This is a genomic window from Brevundimonas sp. GW821-FHT09G01 (assembly GCF_059416065.1).
This window is the reverse complement of sequence record NZ_JBWKOL010000001.1, coordinates 135,860-153,616: the sequence shown is the minus strand read 5'-3', so window position 1 is coordinate 153,616 and position 17,757 is coordinate 135,860. Positions and strand designations below refer to the sequence as shown.

Here is a 17,757-nt window from a genome sequence, read left to right as displayed (position 1 = left end):
GGGCCGCAGGTGAATTCGGGGTAACCTGGGGAAGGCTAGTGGGGCTTCTCGGTCCAGCGGGACTTGGCCTCGTCCTTCGTCACATTCAGATGGACGTGCTCATCGACATGGTCGACCCAGCTGACCGGAATCATGTGGTGTTTGAAGCCGCCGGCGAGATCCAGCTTGGCCAGTTCGATCTGGTCGCCGACGACGTGATCGACGCGGCCGACGTGTTCGCCGTCGGAACCGACGACTTCGAGGTGTTCGCGGATTTGCGATGCATCTACCATGAGTTCTCTCCTCAGACGGTTGGGTCTGGGAAACCGCCCGATACGCATCGGGTTGCATCACGGAGGTCGTCATGGGCGAGGTCGTGAACCTGAACCGGATCCGCAAGGACCGGGCGAAGGCCGAGGCGAAAACCGCCGCCGCCGCCAATCGCGCCGCCCACGGGCGCTCGAAGGCGGACAAGACCAAGGCGCAAAAGGAACGGACGCGCGCCGAACGGCTTCTGGATGGATCCAAGCTGGAGGACTGAGATGGGCGGCTACGCCCCGCACACCCGCGCCGGCCTGATCGCCCTGATCGCCATGCGCCGGATCACGGCGGAGAAGATCCGGCGAGAAAAGCTGGCGAAGGCCAAAGATCCCGCCGAGGCCGCCCCTCTGGTCGAGGCCGACCGGCGACAGAAGAAGGCGGGCTGGTTCCGCCGCTAGACCTTCTTCGGCGCGCGGATCAGCAGCGCCTGACCCGACAGCACCAGCAGCAGGCCGGCCAGGGCGGTCCAGCCGAAGCGCGCGCCCTCGAAGGTGACCGACACCAGCATGGCGATCGGCGGGGTCAGGGCCGAGATGTAGCTGGCCATGGCGTAGCCGAGGGTGCGGGCGATGGTGAAATACAGGCCGAAGGCGATCACCGATCCGAACAGCGACAGATACAGCAGCGAGCCGATGTAGGTCGGGTTGAGATCGATGGTGAACTTCACCCCGGTCGCCAAACCGAAGAGCACCAGCAGGCCGGTGCCGTAGGCCATGGCCCAGGCGGTCGAGGGAATGGCCGCCGAACCATGCTGCTGCCCCTTCCAGGCGAAGAAATTACCGAAGGCCGAGGCCGTGGTGGCGACCAGGGCCAGGCCCACGCCCACCGCCGCCCGACGGTCGAAGCCGGCGCCCAGTACCTCTCCGCCCGACAGCACCGCCACCCCGATCAGGCCGAGGATCGCCCCGCCCCACGAGGCGGCCGCCGCCTTCTGGCGGGCGATCAGGCGGAACAGCACCAGGTTGATGAAGGTCAGGGAAGCGAAGGTCACCGCCACGATGGCCGAGGCGACGTGGGTCTCGGACGCGTAGGTGAAGCTGTAGCTGACCGAGAAGGCGAACGCCCCCTGCCCCAGCGCGGCCAGATGCTGGGCGCGGGTCAGCTTCAGGTTCTGGCGGAAGATCAGGCAGCCGACGAACAGCACCGCCGAGGCCAGGCCGAAGCGCCACACGATCGAGGCCAGCAGCGCCGTCGAGCCCATCTGCAGGGTGATGGCGTACCAGGTCGTGCCCCAGATCATCGCGCAGATGATGACCCCGCCGATCCCCAGCAGGGTGGTCCGGGACAGGCGCGGACGCGAGACGGGGGCTTCGGTCGGAGCGGTCATGGCTTGCAGATGAACCGCGCCGGGGTCCGGGCACAAGCCGGGTTATCGGTGGTCCGACATAAGGCGTGCTTGTCCGTGCGGACGCGGGCTCAGGCGCGCAGCTTCAGCGCCTGCCGCGCCTCGACCGGGACGGCGTGATAGGCGCTGGCCGGACGGATGCCCAGATGGGCCCGAGCCTCGTCCAGCGGGCGGGCGAACAGGACCTCATAGTCCAGCCCCGGCAGCCAGCGCGCGGCGCGGCCGTTGCGGTAGGCCTGCCAGACCGCGCGGCGGGCCGGGATGGAGCGGTTCTCGCGCTGTATCTCGCGCGCCGCGCCCCAGCCGATGAAGGCGAAGCCGAGGTTGTGGGTCTGGGCGTAGGAGAAGGCCACCACGCAGGCCTCGCCCAGCGCGTCGGTCTCATAGCCCGTCAGCACGTGCCAGATGTCATGCACGTCGCGCAGGCGGCGCGAATACCAGATGACCGGATGCTCGGCGTCGGCCAGGGGGGCGACCTTGCGCGCCTCGTCGGCCAGTCCTTCGGCCGTAAAGCCGCGCGCCTCGCGGAACTCGCGGTAGGCGGCGCCGACCGTGCCGGGACCGAAGCGGACCAGCCATTCGGGGTCGTCCAGCCGGTGCGCCAGCTCCTCCCGCAGGAAGGCCTGGCGACCGCCCTCCATGGTCTTGAGCATGCGGTTGTAGCCATGGCCGATCGAACCGCCCGAAAGGGCGCGCATGATCTCGAACACCTGGGCGGTGTCCTCCTTGTTGCGGATCAGACGACGGAAGGCCCGCAAGGCCGTCAGCGGCTCCAGCCGTTGCGGCTTGAATTCATCGAAGTCGGCGGCGGCGGTCATGGCGCGTTCCGGTGGAGGACAGCGGCACCATACCGCGATCCGGTCCCCGGGTGAACGACGTTACGGTCGCAGCCCGAACGCTCCACATGTGTTAGGTTGTCTGAACCTGACGGAGGACCCTTCATGCAACGCGCCATCCTGATGACCCTTCTGCCGCTGGCCCTGGCGGCCTGTGCGCCCTCGGCGGCGCCGGATCCGCAGATCGGACACGGCATGACCACCGTGAACGTCACCGCCACCTATCGCGAGCGCATCCTGCTGCCGCCGGGCCATGTGTTTAAGGTGCGCGTCGAGGACGTCAGCCTGGCGGACGCCCCCGCCCGGGTGCTGGCCGAACATAGCGAGACCCTGGACGGACGGGGACCGCCGTACCGGGCGACGCTCGGCCTCCCCTCCAGCCAGATCGATCCACGGCACACCTACGCCGTCCGGGCCGAGATCCGTGATCCCTCCGGCGCCCTGCGGTTCACCACCGACACGCGTCACGCGGTGCTGACCAACGGCGCGCCCGCCAGCGCCGATATCGTGCTGGTCGGCGTGCGCTGAGCGTCCTACTGAGGCCGGATGCTGAAGAAGCGCTCCGTCTCCCTGTCCGGCCACGCCACCTCGGTGGCGCTGGAGGCTGAATTCTGGACCGTGCTGGACGGCGTCGGCGCGGCGTTGGGGCTGTCGCACGCGGGCCTGATGAAGCGGATCGACGAGACCCGCGGGCGCACGCCTCTGGCCTCCGCCTGCCGCCTTCTGGCCCTGGCCTGGGCGGGCGGCGACCGATCTTTCGCGGGTCAGGTTTCGACCGATTGACAACCACCGTGGCGAGCGCATCGTCGGCGCTTCTTCAGGGAGCCCCGCCGTGGCCGTTCAGTTCGACAAAAACCTGCTGCCGCCCGCCATCTTCGGGGGTCTGATCGCCATCGGACTGATCGGCGCGGGGGCCTTCATCGGCTCAGGCGTGGTCAACGCCCAGGTCGGCAATCGGCAGGTGACCGTGCGCGGCGTGGCCGAGCGGAACGTGGTCGCCGACCTCGCCGTCCTGACCCTCAGCTTCAAGTCCGCCAACGACGACCTGCCGACCGCCCAGGCCCAGATCGACCGTGACCTGGCCGTCGTGCGCACCTTCCTGCGCACGCAGGGCTATCCCGACGCGGCGGTGTCTGTCGGCCGAATGCAGGTCACCGACACCAAGGCGCGCGAATACGGATCGTCCGAGAACCTGGTCCGCTACATCGTCTCCCAGAGCGTGACGGTGCGGACCAATGACGTGCAGCGGGTGGCGACCACCGAGCGGGCGCTCAACGACCTGGTGCGCCAAGGCGTGCAGCTGGACTTCGCCGCGCCGAACTACGTCTTCACCAAGCTGAACGACGTCCGGCCCTCGATGATCGCCGAAGCCACCGCCTCTGCCCGGTCGGGCGCCGAGCAGTTCGCCAAGGATTCCGGCGCGCCGCTGGGGCCGATCCGACAGGCCACCCAGGGCTCGTTCGAAATCCTGGCCCGCGAGGACATCGATAATGAATCGACCTCGCTGGACAAGCGGGTGCGCGTCGTCGCGACGGTGACCTACCAGCTGCGCTGATCAGCCGACCGGCGCGGGCGCGGGTTGCGGATTTGGGACGGACGGCGGTTCGACCGGCGGCGGGGCCGGCAGGTCCGGCAGCCTCGGCGCGTCAGGTAGCGTCGGACGCGGCACATCAACGTTGATCTCGACATCGGTTCCGTTGGGCGTCTCGACGCCGCCGCCCCGCGTCAGCAGGACGACCCCGATGATGATCACCACCACGACCAGGCCGCCGACCAGGAAGCCGATGAAGCCGACTCCCCCGCTGCGCGGCGCGGGAGTGTTGACGGTCGTGTGATGCACGACCGGCCGCTCGGGCGGCGGAACATTGGGATCGGTCATGGTCAGTTCCCGGTCGAGGGCACCGCCGGGGCCGAAACCTCGGGCACGTTGATGTCGACATCGACTTTCTTCGTCTCACCGCCGGGCAGACCGCCGCGGGTGAAAAGGAAGATGGCGATGACGGCGACCACGACGACCAGGCCGCCGACGATGAAGGCGAGGCCCGAATTGCCGCCGCCACTGCTGTTGGTGTTCTCGGCCATGCGATGACCCTCCTGTTGTTGACCCTGTCCCGGGGCAAGGAACGGAGGCGCGGCCGTTACAGTTCCGGACGCTTCTGATCGCGACGGCTGACAAGCGTCTCCGGTCTCCTTATGTTCTCCCGGTTCCCATGACCGATTCCGCTCCCCCCCGCATTTCCGACCTCGCCCGCGCGCACGGCCCCGGCGGCCTCGCGGCCTCGGCCGCGCCCGATTATCTGAAGGGGCTGAACCCCGAGCAGCGCGACGCGGTGGAGACCACCGAGGGACCGGTGCTGGTTCTGGCCGGCGCGGGCACGGGCAAGACGCGGGTGCTGACCACCCGGCTGGCGCACATCCTGGCCACGGGCCGGGCCAGGCCGTGGGAACTGCTGGTCGTCACCTTCACCAACAAAGCCGCACGCGAGATGCGCGAGCGGATCACCCACCTGATCGGCCCCTCGGCCGAGGGCCTGCGCTGGCTGGGCACCTTCCACTCGGTCGCCGCCCAGATCCTGCGCCGGCACGCGGAGCTGGTCGGGCTGAAGTCCAGCTTCACCATCCTGGACACCGACGATCAGGAACGGGTCTGCAAACAGCTGCTCGAGGCCGCCAACCTCGACACCAAGCGCTGGACGCCCAAGTCGCTGAACAACCTGATCGACCACTGGAAGAACCGCGGCTGGACGCCCGACAAGCTGCCGCCCAGCGAGGATTTCGCCAACGGCAAGGGCCATGCGCTGTACGCCGCCTATCAGGCCCGGCTGGTCAGCCTGAACGCCTGCGACTTCGGCGACCTGCTGCTGCACAATCTGACGATCCTGTCGCAGCACACTGATATCGCTGAGGAATACCGCCGCCGCTTCCGCTACATCCTGGTCGACGAATATCAGGACACCAACGTGGCCCAGTACCTCTGGCTGCGCCTGCTGACCTCTTCGACCGGCAACGTCTGCTGCGTCGGCGACGACGACCAGTCGATCTACGGCTGGCGCGGGGCTGAGGTGGACAACATCCTGCGCTTCGAGCGGGACTTCCCGGGGGCCAAGGTGATCCGGCTGGAGCGCAACTACCGCTCGACCCACCACATCCTGGGCGCGGCCTCGGGCCTGATCGCGGCCAACCGCAGCCGTCTGGGCAAGACGCTGTGGACCGAGGACAAGACCGGCGACAAGGTCCGGGTGCGCGGCGTGTGGGACGGCGAGGCCGAGGCCCGGCTGATCGCCGACGAGATCGAGACCGCCCGCAAACAGGGCGTGGCCTACAAGGACATGGCGGTGCTGGTGCGCGCCTCGTTCCAGATGCGGGCGTTCGAAGAGCGCTTCGTCATGCTGGCCGTGCCCTACACCGTCATTGGCGGGCCGCGCTTCTTCGAACGGGCCGAGATCCGCGACGCCCACGCCTATCTGCGTCTGATCCTGTCAGAGGATGACGACCTGGCCTTCGAGCGGATCGTCAATGTGCCCAAGCGCGGGCTGGGCGACACCAGCGTGCAGAAGGTCCTGCAGATCGCGCGCGAGAACGGCGTCCCGGCCCTGACGGCGGTGCGCGCCCTGATCGGTTCGGACGAACTTCAGGCCCGCACACGCACGGCCTTCTCCAACTTCATCCGCGACATCGACCGCTGGCGGGCGCTGGCCCAGACCACCAGCCACTGGGAGCTGACCGAGGCCGTTCTGGAAGAGAGCGGCTACACCGACATGCAGAAGGCCGACCGGGCGACCGGCCAGACCCGGCTCGACAACCTGAAAGAGCTGACGCAGTCGATGCAGCAGTTCGACGGCCTGACCGCCTACCTCGAGCACGTGTCACTGGTCATGGACCTGGACCGGGGCGAGAGCGCGGATTCGGTGCAGATCATGACCCTGCACGGGGCCAAGGGGCTGGAGTTCCCGCTGGTCTTCCTGCCGGGCTGGGAGGAAGGCGTCTTCCCCAGCCAGCGCAGCATCGACGAAAAGGGCGAGAAGGGCCTCGAGGAAGAGCGCCGCCTGGCCTATGTCGGCGTCACCCGGGCCAAGTCGGACGCGCGCATCTCCTTCGCCGCCAACCGGTTGGTCTACGGCCGCTGGACCTCTCAGCTGCCCAGCCGCTTTGTCGACGAACTGCCCCTCGACCACGTCGATCCGCAGTCGGACACCGGCTACTACGGCGCCTCTGGCGGGATGAAGGAGGCCAAGTCCCGCTGGGACGAGATGCCCACCTTCGGCAGCGGCTATTCCTCCCCCGGCTGGAAGCGGGCCCAGTCGTTCACGGCCGCGCGCGCGCCGGCGGCCAAGCCCGCCCGCCACACCCTGATCGAGGGCGACGGCCGCCTGATCGCCACCGCCGACCCCAAGGCCGGCTCCGGCTGGAGCAAGGGCGACCGCGTCTTCCATCAGAAGTTCGGCTACGGCGCCGTCACCGGGATCGAGGGCAACAAGCTGCTGGTGGCCTTCGAGAAGGCGGGCGAGAAGAAGGTGATCGACACGTTCGTGGAGAAGGCCTGATGCGCCGCACAGGGTTGCTGACGACCGTTGTCGCCTTCGCCACCCTGTTGTTGTCCGCGCCCGCCGCCATAGCGGCCTGCGAGCGCTATCCCACGGTGGCGGAAGCCGTCTCCGAGGCCGACTATGTCTTCGTCGCCCAGGTCACGGCCGGGCGGATGGACCTATCGGTCGGCGAGCCCGGAGAGTTCGACGGCGTCGAATACACCGTGCGGTCACTGAGAGCCTTCAAGGGCGCCCCGCCAGACGACCTGCTGCTGTACAGCGAGAACAGCAGCGGGCGGTTTCCGATGGCGATCGCCGGTTGGTATCTGCTCTTCGTCAATGCGCCGTACGCCCAGGGCTTCGCCACGCCGCCCCGTGTCGAGCGCGCTGTCAGCAACTGCGGCCCCTCCTTCGCCCTGAACACGGTCCCCCTGGCGCTTCAATCGCCCCCGACGGATCTGAGTTTCGACCAGTTGATGGCCTTCGCGCCGCCGATCACCGCCCTCGTCGAGCGCGCCGAGGGCTGCACGCATTTCTCCGGCGAGGAGCCCTATGACGAGGCGCGCCGCGCCCAGATCGAGGACGCGCTTGCCGATCTGCGCTGCGAGACCCTGGAGCAGGAGATCGCCGGGACGCGGGCGCGGTTCGACGGCGCGCCCGAGGCGCAGGCGCGGCTGGACCGAGCCGCGCAGGGCGACACGACAACGCCATGATCAACCGCCGCACGGTCCTCGCCGCCTCGGCCGCCGTCGCGGCGCTCCCCGCCCTGCCCGTCCGCGCCGCCGCACTCGGCGGCTTCGTGCGGCGCGAGGGGACCCAACTGACCCTCGACGGCAAGCCCTACCGCTTCGTCGGCGCCAACCTGTGGTACGCAGCCTGGATCGGGCATGAGGAGCGGTTGGGACGCGAACTCGACGCGCTAAAGTCCGATGGCGTCACCAACCTGCGCATCGCCGCCTCGGCCGAACTGTCGCCGCTGAAGAACTCGGTGCGGCCCGCCTTTCATGATCAGGACGGCCGGTATGACGAGGCCCTGCTGACCGGGCTGGATCACGCCCTGGCCGAGATCGGCGCGCGCGGCATGAAGGGGGTGCTGTACCTGACCAATTTCTGGGAATGGTCGGGCGGGATGGCGGCCTATCTGCAGTGGACAAACGGCGGCCATTACGTCGACGCCAACGACCCGGCGCATCCGTGGCCTGAATTCCCGGACTTCGTCTCCGGCTTCTATCGCAGTCCCGAGGCCGTCGCCCACTATCACGCCCACGTCCGCCGCATCGTCGGGCGGGTGAACACGGTGACCGGCACGCCCTATGCCGAGGACCCGGCCGTCATGGCCTGGCAGCTGGCCAATGAGCCGCGTCCGGGGGGATCGGCGGCCGTGGTCGACGGCGCCCTGCCCGACTTCCAGGCCTGGATCGCCTCGACCGCCCGCCTGATCAAGATGCTGGCGCCGAACCATCTGGTCTCCACCGGAAGCGAAGGGCTGATGGGCTCGATGGAGCGGCCCGGTCTGGTGCTGTCGTCCCAGGCGGACGACGCCGTCGACTACCACACCGCCCACGTCTGGCCCGCCAACTGGAACTGGCTGGACCGCGCCGATATGGCCGGCACCCACGACCGCGCCCTGTCGCTGGCCTCGGACTACGTCGCCCGACACATCGCGCTGGCGCAGCAGGCCGGCAAGCCGCTGGTGGTCGAGGAGTTCGGCTATCCGCGCAACGGCGACGTCTATGGCCTGGACGTCTCGACCAGCATGCGGGACGACCTCTACGCCCTGATCCAGGACGCGGTGATCGCCAGCGCGCGCGAGGGCGGCCCCTTGGTCGGCTCCAACTTCTGGGCGTGGAACGGCGAAGGCCGGGCCCGGCATGCCGACTTCCGCTTCCGGAACGGGGACACGGCCTTCCTGGGCGATCCGCCGCACGAACCGCAGGGCTGGTACGGCGTGTTCGACGATGACCGTTCGACCCGCGCGGTCATCCGCTCGCGGGCGGCGGCGCTGGCGGCGGTCTAGGGCTTCGCCCGTGCGCCGGCGGAGGGAGCGACGACGACCGGCGGGGCCGCCGGGCACTCGATCCGCGCGCACAGCTGACGCCGCATCTCTTCCTGCATGACCGGCTGGAAGCGCTGGATCATCTCGCCCGACTGCCGGGACAGAACGACCGTCTTGGCCATCAACGAGCGGCCGACCGGGCTTTCGTAGAAGGCGACCAGCTGTTCGAGTTCCTCCAGCGTGAACGCCTCCGCATAGATCTCGATGTTCGCCTCGACCATCTGCGGCAAGACGTTCCCGAACGCCTCCAGCGCCGCTTCGCGCAGGACCGGAATCTTGTCCTCCGGGATCCGGCCGTTCTCCATCATCGACGCCATCATGGATTCCATCATGACGTTCATCAGCTTGTCGAACTGGATGGCGTCGAAATACCGCCGGACCAGCGCGGCCTTGGCCTGCTGTTCGGCGCCCTGGGCCGCGGCCGGAACCTGCGTGGCGGTCTGGGCGGCGACGGGCGCCGCCGCGCCGAGGACGACGATCGCCGCGAGGCAGGCGAGAGCGGATTTCGACATCATGGTTCCCCTGTTGACCCTGCCTTCCTAGCCGGGCCGCTTGTGTGAGGGAACCAGCGTCTCCCACGCCCCGACCGCCATCAGAACCACTGTCGAGGCGGCGGTCAGCAGCAGCGGCGTCAGCAGGGGCGCGGCCGCCGCCAGCGCGCCCAGCGCCGCCAGCCCGACCAGGCGCGAGCGCGGCCAGTGGCCCCAGACGGCGAAGATGGCCACGGCCGTGCCCGCCAGGAACAGGGCCGGCCCGCCCACCAGCACCCAGATCGCCGCGGCTTCCATGTGCCCGGACGGATGCATCAGCACCATCTCGTCGCCGACGGCGGTGACGACGATGCCCGCCACCACCGGGAGGGGGGCATAGGTATAGGCGGCACGGGCGATGGCGCCGGCGTTCTCGGCGCGCGCGATCACCTCCGACGCCGCGTCGTGCTTGGCGCTGAAGAACAGCCACCACATGGCGACCGTGCCGAGGAAGGCGCTGACGAAGGCCAGCACCGTCGTCGCGGTCCACGGCAGCTCGGCGAAGGTCGCGCCGGTGATGATGATCGACTCGCCCAGGCAGATGATGACGAAGAGGCCCACCCGCTCGGCCAGGTGGGCGCCCTCGACGTTCCATTCGGTGGCCCGGCTGTGACCCAGCCCGGGGCACCAGAAGGCGGTCATCGGCCCGAGGAATTCCAGTGACAGGGCCAGCAACCAGAGCAGCAGCCGGGTCTGGCCGTCCGCCAGGCCGCCCGATATCCAGATCGCCCCGCCGACCGAAGCCCAGATCACGATGCGCTGGAAATTGGCCCGCTGGACCGGGTCGCCGCGCACCGCCCACAGGGTGAACAGGCCCCGACCGATCTGCAGCGAGGCGAAGGCGATCGCGAAGACCAGCCCCTTCTCGCCGAAGGCCTCGGGCAGGGAGGTGGACAGCACCAGCCCCGCCCCCATCAGGCCGAACAGCATGACCCGCACCAGAGGGCGCTCGGGATCCAGCCAGTTGGTGATCCAGCTGGTGTCGATCCACACCCACCAGACCGCGCCCAGCATGATCGCCGCCTGCAGGGTGCCCAGCCATGTCAGTTGAGCCAGCAGGGTATGGCTGATCTGGGTGATGGCGAAGACGAAGACGAGGTCGAAGAACAGTTCGACGAAGCCGACGCGCGCATGATGTCCATCACGGCGCCTGAGCAGCCCACCCGTCATTTCCCAACCCTTCCTTAAGCCTGAACGCCGACCCTGCATCGGTGCGCGAGTCCCGTCCAGAAACACTCTCGACCGATCCGGAACCCACCTGGTGGGAGATGGCGCTGTGCGTCGGGCTGATCGCCATGCTGACGGGGGCCCTGATCGGTCCGGTGTTCGCCCCGCTGCAGGAGGAGACGCCGCTGCTGCGCCTCGTCTGGCTGCCGGCCTACGCCGCCATCGCGGGCCTGATCCTGTACCGGCTGGACCGGGTCTGGCGCGCCTGGCCGGCGGCGCTGTGCCTGGCGATGCTGGTGGGGCTGTGCTTCGCCTCGAAATACTGGTCGATCGACTTCCACACCACCAGCCGCCGGGTGATCGCCCTGGCCATCAGCGGGGTGTTCGCCCTCTATCTGGGGGCCGCCTTCCGGGGGCCGCACCTGCCGCGCCTGCTGATGCTGTCCTGCCTGATCATGGCGGTCGGCAGCCTGGTGATGGTCTTCGCCTTCCCGGCCATCGGCGTGCACCAAGACGTCAACGCCGGCCTTTGGCGCGGCCTGTGGTACGAGAAGAACCAGATGGGCGCGGTCATGGTGATCGGCGCCACCGCCTCCGCCGCCTGCCTGGCGTCGCCCGATCCGCGCCGCCTCGCGCCCGCCGTCGCCCTGGCCCTGTCCAGCGGACTGGTGCTGGCCACCCAGTCCAAGACCTCACTGCTCTGCCTGATGCTGGGCGTCGGGGTCGTGGCCGGCTTCTGGACCCTGCGTCGGGGCGGGGCCGCCTTCGCCGTGGTGGCGATCTGGACCGCCGTGGTGCTGTCCGCCCTGGGCCTTTGGATCTGGGAGACCCACTCGGTCGCGGTGCTGGAGGCGCTGGGCAAGGACCCGTCGCTGACCGGCCGAACCGACATCTGGGCCAGCCTGATGCGCCGCGTCGCCGAGCGGCCGTGGACCGGCTACGGCTACGGCGCCTTCTGGGGCCGGATGGGCGAATCTCCGCCGGCCGACTGGGTGCGCAAGGAGACCGGCTGGATCGTGCCCTCGGCGCACAACGGCTGGATCGACCTGCTGGTCCAGCTGGGCTGGCCGGGCGCGATCCTGGTCGGCGCCCAGCTGCTCCTGACCTTCGTCATCACCCTGTTCCGCAGCACCGGGTCCGGGTTGCGCGAGGGCTGGTGGGCGCTGGGCTTCCTGGTCTCCTTCTTCATGCTCAGCCTGTCGGAATCGATCCTGCTGACCCACCAGAGCCTGCCGTTCGTGCTGTTCCTGGCCGTCATGACCCGCGCCATGCTGCCGTCGTCCACAGCCCAGGCGGCGACGCTTGCTCCAAAGCCCCGTCGGGCCTACCAGACCGGTCCCCGAATCGCCGCACAATCGCTGAATGGCCAACTCCGCCGACCTCCTTTCGCTGTTCGATGACGAGCCGACGCAGCCGCGTCCGGCCGAGCTCGCTCCCGCGCCTCAAGTCGCTCCCGCTCCGACACCGGAGGCCGTCGCGCCCGTGACGCCCCCGCCCGCCGCCCCCAAGCCCGCGGATGCGCCCTCCCCGGCCGCCATGACCGCCGCATCCACCGGCTACTCCGCCTCTTCGATCGAGGTGCTGGAAGGGCTGGAGCCGGTCCGCAAACGCCCCGGCATGTACATCGGCGGCACCGACGAGCGGGCCCTGCACCACCTGTTCGCCGAAGTCCTGGACAACGCGATGGACGAGGCCGTGGCCCGCCACGCCAAGCTGATCACGGTCGATCTGGACGCCGACGGCTTCCTGTCGGTCAAGGACGACGGGCGCGGCATCCCCGTGGACCCGCACCCCAAGCATCCCGGCAAGTCGGCGCTGGAAGTCGTGATGACCGTCCTGCACTCGGGCGGGAAATTCTCGGGCAAGGCCTATGAGACCTCCGGCGGCCTGCACGGCGTCGGCGTCTCGGTCGTCAACGCCCTGTCGGATCATCTGGACGTCACCGTCTGGCGCGACGGCTTCGAATGGAAGCAGTCGTTCAGCCGCGGCCTGCCGCAGGGCTCCATCGCCCAGGTCGGTCCGTCGAAGAAGCGCGGCACTCTGATCCGCTTCCACCCGGACGCGGAGATCTTCGGCGTCGGCGCGGCCTTCAAGCCCGCCCGCCTGTTCCGCATGGCCCGCTCCAAGGCCTATCTGTTCCGCGGCGTCGAGATCAAATGGACCTGCGCGCCCGAGCGGATCACGGATGCGACCCCGGCCAGCGCCCTGCTGCACTTCCCCGGCGGCCTGGCCGACGCCCTGTCCGAACGGATCGGCGAGATCGAGACCGTCACCCCCGCCTTCGCGGGCCGGGTCGAGCGCAAGGGCGAGGCCGGCGCGGTGGAATGGGCCGTCACCTGGTCGCCCATCGGCTTCGGCGAGGCCGACGGCTTCGTCAGCTCGTACTGCAACACCGTCTCGACGCCGGACGGCGGCACGCATGAGGCCGGCTTCCGCGCCGCCCTGGTCAAGGGCCTCAAGGCCTATGGCGAGCTGACGGGCGAGAAGCGCGCCACCCTGATCACGGCTGAGGACGTCATCGCCAACGCCGGGGCCATGATCTCGGTCTTCATCCGCAATCCCGAGTTCCAGGGCCAGACCAAGGACCGCCTGTCGTCGCCGGAAGGCACGCGCCTGGTGGAACAGCTGCTGCGCGACCCGCTGGACCACTGGCTGACCGAAAGCCCCAAACAGGCCAACACTCTGCTGGGCTTCATCATCGAGCGGGCCGAAGACCGGCTGCGCCGCCGCAAGGACAAGGAGGTCGCCCGCGCCTCCGCCACCCGCAAGCTGCGCCTCCCCGGCAAGCTGTCCGACTGCACCCGCCAGGGCGCCCACGGCACCGAACTGTTCATCGTCGAGGGCGACTCGGCCGGCGGCTCGGCCAAGCAGGCGCGCGACCGCACCACCCAGGCCATCCTGCCCCTGCGCGGCAAGATCCTGAACGTCGCCTCGGCCACCATCGACAAGCTGCGCCAGAACGTCGAACTGTCCGACCTGGCGCTGGCGCTGGGCGTGCAGCCGGGCAACCGGTTCAACATCGATGACCTGCGCTACGAGCGCATCGTCATCATGACCGACGCCGACGTGGACGGGGCGCACATCGCGGCGCTGCTGATCACCTTCTTCTACCGCGTCATGCCCGAGACCATCCGTCAGGGCCGGGTCTTCATGGCCCTGCCGCCGCTGTACCGGATCCAGGCCGGGGCGCTGTCCGAATACGCCCGCGACGACGCTCACCGCGACGAGCTTCTGGCCACCGTGTTCAAGGGCAAGAAGACCGAGATCGGCCGGTTCAAGGGCCTGGGCGAGATGATGGCCTCCCAGCTCAAGGAGACCACCATGGATCCGAAGAAGCGCACGCTGGCGCGGGTCGAACTGCCCTCGGACGAGGCCGAGATCGAGGATCTGGTCGAGCGTCTGATGGGCAAGAAGGCCGAGGCCCGCTACCAGTTCATCCAGGACAACGCCCGCTTCGCGGTGGCCGACCTGGACGTCTGATCAGACCCCTGCCGTCGTCGCCGGTGCTTCCAGCCCCGCCAGCTTCACCTTCAGCTGATGGCGCAGGAACAGCAGGGCCACGACGGCGTGGATCAGGGCCGAGATGGCCGACATCCACCAGATGTGCTCCAGCCTGGCCCACGGCTGAGCCGAGATCCACACCGCGCCGGTGACGAAGACGACCAGCCGCAGCAGGCCGCCCGCCAGCGCCGGCCGGGTGTCGCCCAGCGCCTGGAAGGTCCCGGACGCGGTGAAGATCAGGCCCGTGGCGATGAAGTTCAGCGAGACGATGCGCAGATAGGTCGAGGCGACCTCGGCCACCGCCGGATCGGGGGTGAAGGGCGCCACCAGCCAGCGCGCCTCGAACAGGCACAGCGCCGTCAGCACCGCCATCAGGACCGAGCTCATGACAGCCGCGTCGCGCACCGTGCGCCGCACCCGGTCCGGCAGGCCCGCGCCGAAATTCTGGCCCGCGACCGGGGCGACGGCGAAGGACACGGCCATGGCCGGCAGGAAGACCGCCTGCATGACCCGCGAGCCGACCCCGAACCCGGCCTGGGCCTCGGCGCCGAAGTCACGGATCAGGACGTAGATCACGCTCATGGTCACGAACATCAGCAGGAATTCGACCGCTGACGGCAGGCCGATGCCGACGATGCGGCCGATGACGGGGCCGTCGAGCCGCGCCAGCCGCAGCGGCGCATGGATCAGGGTCTGGACCCGGCCGAACAGCCACACGGCGGCGACGAAGCTGACCAGGGCGGCGATGGAGCTGGCCAGTCCGGCTCCGAAGGCGCCCAGCGGCAGGCCCGAGCCCCAGCCCGCGATCAGGATGGGCGCGAGGATGGCGTTCAGCAGCACCGAGCCGCTCTGCACCAGCATGGTGGGCCGCACCACGCCCGCGGCGCGCAGGGCCGAGGACAGGGCGCCGGTCGGGAACATCAGGGCCAGGGCGGGCAGGAAGCCGTACAGATAGGCGGTCCCCTGCTCCGCCGTGCCCGGATCGGCGGCGACGGCCCGGATCGCCATGCCGCCGACGCCATAGCCGACCGCCAGCGCCAGCGCCGACAGGCCCAGCGACAGCAGCATCGACTGGCGATAGACGCCGTCGACCTGGGCGAAATCCTTGGCGCCGATGGCGCGGGCGATCAGCGACAGCGCGCCGACGCCGACCATCTGGGCCGCCGCCATGGCCAGGAAGAAGACGATCCCCGCCAGCCCGACGCCCGCCAGCGCATCCGGGCCGATCCCGGCCACGAAATACAGGTCCACCAGATAGTAGAGGGTCTGGAACAGCAACCCCATGCCGATGAAGGCGGCCATGCCGATCAGCTTTCGGCTGATGGAGCCTTGGGTCAGGTCGTGCTGCATGGTCGTGCGTTCCGCGCCCCGCATGGCCTATCCCATGCCGGACGGCGGCGATTTACCCGGACAATAAAGCGTCCGTCAATATTACCCGGCATTTATTATATCAGCAGGTCGAGGCCGCGCCGTAGCGGCTGACCTGCCCGTGAGCCCTCTCGCCCATCAGGTGCAGCAGGGTCAGGCGATCGTATTCGCAGTCCGGCATGTCGGCCGCCTCGGCATAGCCCAGCGCCCGGGCGATCAGCGGCACGGTGTTGCTGTGGCCGACGATCAGGACGACGGCGTCGGCGGGCTGGGCGCGGACCCGGGCGACGACGGCGGCGACATGGCCCTGGGTCCCGCCGTCCAGCGGCACGACGACCGGCGTCGCGCCGTGATGCGAGGCGGTCGGAGCGGCGGTCAGGGCGGTGCGCTGCAGGGGCGTGACCAGAATCAGGTCCGGATGGGCGTCGGCGAGCGCGGCGGCCAGCGCCCCGGCCCGCTCCGTCCCCGCCGCCGACAGCACCGGATCGGCGCTCTGGTCGGCCTTCTCGGAGTGGCGGACAAGATAGACCGTCTGGGCCATGGCCGAAGTGGCGGTCAGCAGCGAGAGCGTGGCGGCGAGCAGCAGGCGTTTCATGGATGTTTCCCCGTTTTGCGGGGAGACTGCTCGCGCCCGTAGCCGCTGTCGAGCCTAGAGCGAAATCGGTTCAGATGCGATCGCATCTGAACTTAGATTTCGCTCAACGTATTGATGCTGGGCCATTATCTGAGTTCGGATTGAGTCAGTCCGAACCGATACTGGCCTAGTGCTCGGCCCAGTCGCCGGCCGGTTCGATGAAGGCGCGCTTCCCGCTGACGTCGGCGTAGGTCATGCACAGGTCCTCGAACACCCGGTTCCAGGCGAAGCGTTCGACGGCCCTCTGGCGGGCGGCGGCGCCCAGGGCCTCGATGTCGCGGGCGAACAGGGCCTCGATGGCCTCGGCGTAGACGCCGGGTTCGGCGGCCTTGGCCAGCTGACCGACCGAGTTGTCGACCGTCTCCTTGACCCCGCCGGCGTTGACCCCGACCACCGGACGGCCGCAGGCCATGGCCTCCAGCACGATCAGGCCGAAGGGCTCCTTGTCATTGGCGTGCACGAAGGCGTCGCACGAGGCGATGATCTTGGCCACCGCCTTGGGATTGGCCTCGTACGGCAGGGAGATGACCCGATCCTCGGCGGGCAGCCCCTGCCCCGCGCCGACCAGCACCAGGTGGTAGGGATCGCCCAGCTTCTGGACGGCCTCGATCAGCACATCGATGTTCTTCTCGCGCGCCGGACGACCGGCGAAGCACAGCAGACGGGCCGAGGCCGGCAGGTTCAGCTTCTTCAGCAGCCAGTCGCGGTCGCGGCGGTCCGGGCGGAAGGTGTCGATCTCGACGCCCAGGGGCTGGATGACGATGTCGCGGATGCCCGCTTCTTCCAGACGGCGGGCAATGTAGCGGCTGGGCGAGACGACGCGGTCGAACTGGCCGAACAGACGGGCCCAGCGCTTCTCCACCGGCTTCTTGGCCCATTCGCCGAAATGCAGCGCGGCCAGGCCGGCGGGATCCGAGTGGCAGAAGCCGACGACCGGACAGCCGGCGCGCTGGCCGGCCTCTAGGGCGCCCTGCCCCGGCGTATAGGGATCGCCCGCCTCGATGAGCGAGGGGTTCAGCGACGCGACCCAGGCCGCCCAGCGGCGCACCGAGGTCGGCCAGCGGTAGCCGTCGCCGAACGGCAGCTTGGTGGCGTGAAGCTGGATGATTCCGTCGTCGCCCGCCTTATGGTGCGCGCCCGGCACGACCAGCGAGTGGGCGACGCCGGGACGGTTGGTCTCCAGCCAGGCCTTCTTGGACAGCAGGTAGCGTTTCACCCCGCCCGACTTGGGCGCGTACAGCATGGTGGTGTCGACGAAGCGCGGACGCTCGTCCTCGCCCGCCAGCTTGGTGGCCTTCAGGGTGTCGGAGACTTCCTCGTCCCAGCCCGGGATCAGGCGCAATTCGCCTTCCTGGACCTCCAGACCCGCCAGACTCATCAGCTCCTGCTCCGCCGCGCTTACATTGGATGCACCAACGCGCTTGACCCGTTTCTGGATGCGGCGGGCCTTGCGGACCCGGGACATATGCGACTTCACCATGACGGGGCCGTAGC

General features: G+C 69.1%; 20 protein-coding genes. 10 read left to right on the top strand and 10 right to left on the bottom strand.

The features are described from left to right. Positions 1-35: 35 nt before the first annotated feature. Positions 36-272: a DUF2171 domain-containing protein gene (locus tag AC07NB_RS00830; RefSeq protein ID WP_291837863.1), complete on the bottom strand. Its 237-nt coding sequence runs from the start codon at positions 270-272 to the stop codon at positions 36-38. A gap of 71 nt (positions 273-343) precedes the next feature. Here AC07NB_RS00830 and AC07NB_RS00825 point away from each other — a divergent pair, with 71 nt between their 5' ends. Then, entirely contained in the window at positions 344-520 is a 177-nt protein-coding gene (locus AC07NB_RS00825) for a DUF4169 family protein (RefSeq protein ID WP_494571734.1), read from the top strand. A gap of 1 nt (position 521) precedes the next feature. Next, complete coding sequence (locus AC07NB_RS00820) at positions 522-698, top strand: hypothetical protein (protein ID WP_492313479.1); 177 nt, start codon at positions 522-524, stop codon at positions 696-698. Here AC07NB_RS00820 and AC07NB_RS00815 read toward each other — a convergent pair. After that, positions 695-1,627 carry a DMT family transporter gene (locus AC07NB_RS00815; RefSeq protein WP_492313480.1) on the bottom strand — a complete coding sequence of 311 codons (933 nt, stop codon included), beginning with the start codon at positions 1,625-1,627 and terminating at the stop codon, positions 695-697. The genes AC07NB_RS00820 and AC07NB_RS00815 overlap by 4 nt on opposite strands. Before the next feature lie 89 nt (positions 1,628-1,716). Beyond that, the gene (locus tag AC07NB_RS00810; RefSeq protein ID WP_494571733.1) at positions 1,717-2,463 is read right to left on the bottom strand and encodes a Coq4 family protein; all 747 of its coding nucleotides are present in this window, start codon (positions 2,461-2,463) and stop codon (positions 1,717-1,719) included. A 123-nt stretch (positions 2,464-2,586) separates the two neighbouring features. Between AC07NB_RS00810 and AC07NB_RS00805 the strand changes: the two genes are divergently transcribed. From AC07NB_RS00805 to AC07NB_RS00795, 3 genes are read left to right on the top strand one after another with little or no spacing between them, the layout of a single operon-like run. Further along, positions 2,587-3,009: a YbaY family lipoprotein gene (locus tag AC07NB_RS00805; protein ID WP_492313482.1), complete on the top strand. Its 423-nt coding sequence runs from the start codon at positions 2,587-2,589 to the stop codon at positions 3,007-3,009. An 18-nt stretch (positions 3,010-3,027) separates the two neighbouring features. Continuing rightward, a complete protein-coding gene (locus AC07NB_RS00800; RefSeq protein WP_291837846.1) occupies positions 3,028-3,264 on the top strand; it encodes a ribbon-helix-helix domain-containing protein in 237 nt (78 codons plus the stop codon). A gap of 49 nt (positions 3,265-3,313) precedes the next feature. Next, on the top strand, positions 3,314-4,036 hold the full coding sequence (locus AC07NB_RS00795; RefSeq protein ID WP_494571732.1) for an SIMPL domain-containing protein: 723 nt from the start codon (positions 3,314-3,316) through the stop codon (positions 4,034-4,036). Here the strand turns inward: AC07NB_RS00795 and AC07NB_RS00790 are convergent, their stop codons facing one another. Both AC07NB_RS00790 and AC07NB_RS00785 read right to left on the bottom strand, forming a co-directional pair. After that, positions 4,037-4,360 (bottom strand): hypothetical protein, encoded by a 324-nt coding sequence (locus AC07NB_RS00790; RefSeq protein WP_494571731.1) that lies wholly within the window; start codon positions 4,358-4,360, stop codon positions 4,037-4,039. It lies immediately after the preceding gene. A gap of 2 nt (positions 4,361-4,362) precedes the next feature. Then, positions 4,363-4,563: a hypothetical protein gene (locus AC07NB_RS00785; protein ID WP_494571730.1), complete on the bottom strand. Its 201-nt coding sequence runs from the start codon at positions 4,561-4,563 to the stop codon at positions 4,363-4,365. Positions 4,564-4,691: 128 nt separating this feature from the next. Here AC07NB_RS00785 and AC07NB_RS00780 point away from each other — a divergent pair, with 128 nt between their 5' ends. From AC07NB_RS00780 to AC07NB_RS00770, 3 genes are read left to right on the top strand one after another with little or no spacing between them, the layout of a single operon-like run. Then, positions 4,692-7,025, top strand: coding sequence for an ATP-dependent helicase (locus tag AC07NB_RS00780; protein WP_494571729.1), 2,334 nt, complete (start codon positions 4,692-4,694; stop codon positions 7,023-7,025). Continuing rightward, a complete protein-coding gene (locus tag AC07NB_RS00775) occupies positions 7,025-7,720 on the top strand; it encodes a hypothetical protein (RefSeq protein WP_494571728.1) in 696 nt (231 codons plus the stop codon). Before AC07NB_RS00780 ends, AC07NB_RS00775 begins: the two co-directional genes overlap by 1 nt. Continuing rightward, positions 7,717-9,024 carry a glycoside hydrolase 5 family protein gene (locus AC07NB_RS00770; RefSeq protein ID WP_494571727.1) on the top strand — a complete coding sequence of 436 codons (1,308 nt, stop codon included), beginning with the start codon at positions 7,717-7,719 and terminating at the stop codon, positions 9,022-9,024. The genes AC07NB_RS00775 and AC07NB_RS00770 overlap by 4 nt, the downstream gene beginning before the upstream one ends. Here AC07NB_RS00770 and AC07NB_RS00765 read toward each other — a convergent pair. Together AC07NB_RS00765 and AC07NB_RS00760 are read right to left on the bottom strand one after the other, a co-directional pair. Further along, positions 9,021-9,575 carry a DUF2059 domain-containing protein gene (locus tag AC07NB_RS00765; RefSeq protein WP_494571726.1) on the bottom strand — a complete coding sequence of 185 codons (555 nt, stop codon included), beginning with the start codon at positions 9,573-9,575 and terminating at the stop codon, positions 9,021-9,023. The genes AC07NB_RS00770 and AC07NB_RS00765 overlap by 4 nt on opposite strands. Positions 9,576-9,602: 27 nt before the next feature. Beyond that, positions 9,603-10,763, bottom strand: coding sequence for a low temperature requirement protein A (locus tag AC07NB_RS00760; RefSeq protein WP_494571725.1), 1,161 nt, complete (start codon positions 10,761-10,763; stop codon positions 9,603-9,605). A 98-nt stretch (positions 10,764-10,861) separates the two neighbouring features. Here AC07NB_RS00760 and AC07NB_RS00755 point away from each other — a divergent pair, with 98 nt between their 5' ends. After that, a complete protein-coding gene (locus tag AC07NB_RS00755; RefSeq protein ID WP_494571724.1) occupies positions 10,862-12,160 on the top strand; it encodes an O-antigen ligase family protein in 1,299 nt (432 codons plus the stop codon). Further along, the gene (locus tag AC07NB_RS00750; protein ID WP_494571723.1) at positions 12,123-14,240 is read left to right on the top strand and encodes a DNA topoisomerase IV subunit B; all 2,118 of its coding nucleotides are present in this window, start codon (positions 12,123-12,125) and stop codon (positions 14,238-14,240) included. Before AC07NB_RS00755 ends, AC07NB_RS00750 begins: the two co-directional genes overlap by 38 nt. Here the strand turns inward: AC07NB_RS00750 and AC07NB_RS00745 are convergent, their stop codons facing one another. The 3 genes from AC07NB_RS00745 to AC07NB_RS00735 all read right to left on the bottom strand — a co-directional run bounded on the left by AC07NB_RS00745 (position 14,241) and on the right by AC07NB_RS00735 (position 17,728). Further along, the gene (locus AC07NB_RS00745) at positions 14,241-15,635 is read right to left on the bottom strand and encodes an MATE family efflux transporter (RefSeq protein ID WP_494571722.1); all 1,395 of its coding nucleotides are present in this window, start codon (positions 15,633-15,635) and stop codon (positions 14,241-14,243) included. Positions 15,636-15,711: 76 nt separating this feature from the next. Further along, positions 15,712-16,224 carry a histidine phosphatase family protein gene (locus tag AC07NB_RS00740; protein ID WP_494571721.1) on the bottom strand — a complete coding sequence of 171 codons (513 nt, stop codon included), beginning with the start codon at positions 16,222-16,224 and terminating at the stop codon, positions 15,712-15,714. Positions 16,225-16,390: 166 nt separating this feature from the next. Beyond that, the gene (locus AC07NB_RS00735) at positions 16,391-17,728 is read right to left on the bottom strand and encodes a glycosyltransferase (protein WP_291835599.1); all 1,338 of its coding nucleotides are present in this window, start codon (positions 17,726-17,728) and stop codon (positions 16,391-16,393) included. Between the last annotated feature and the right edge of the window lie 29 nt (positions 17,729-17,757).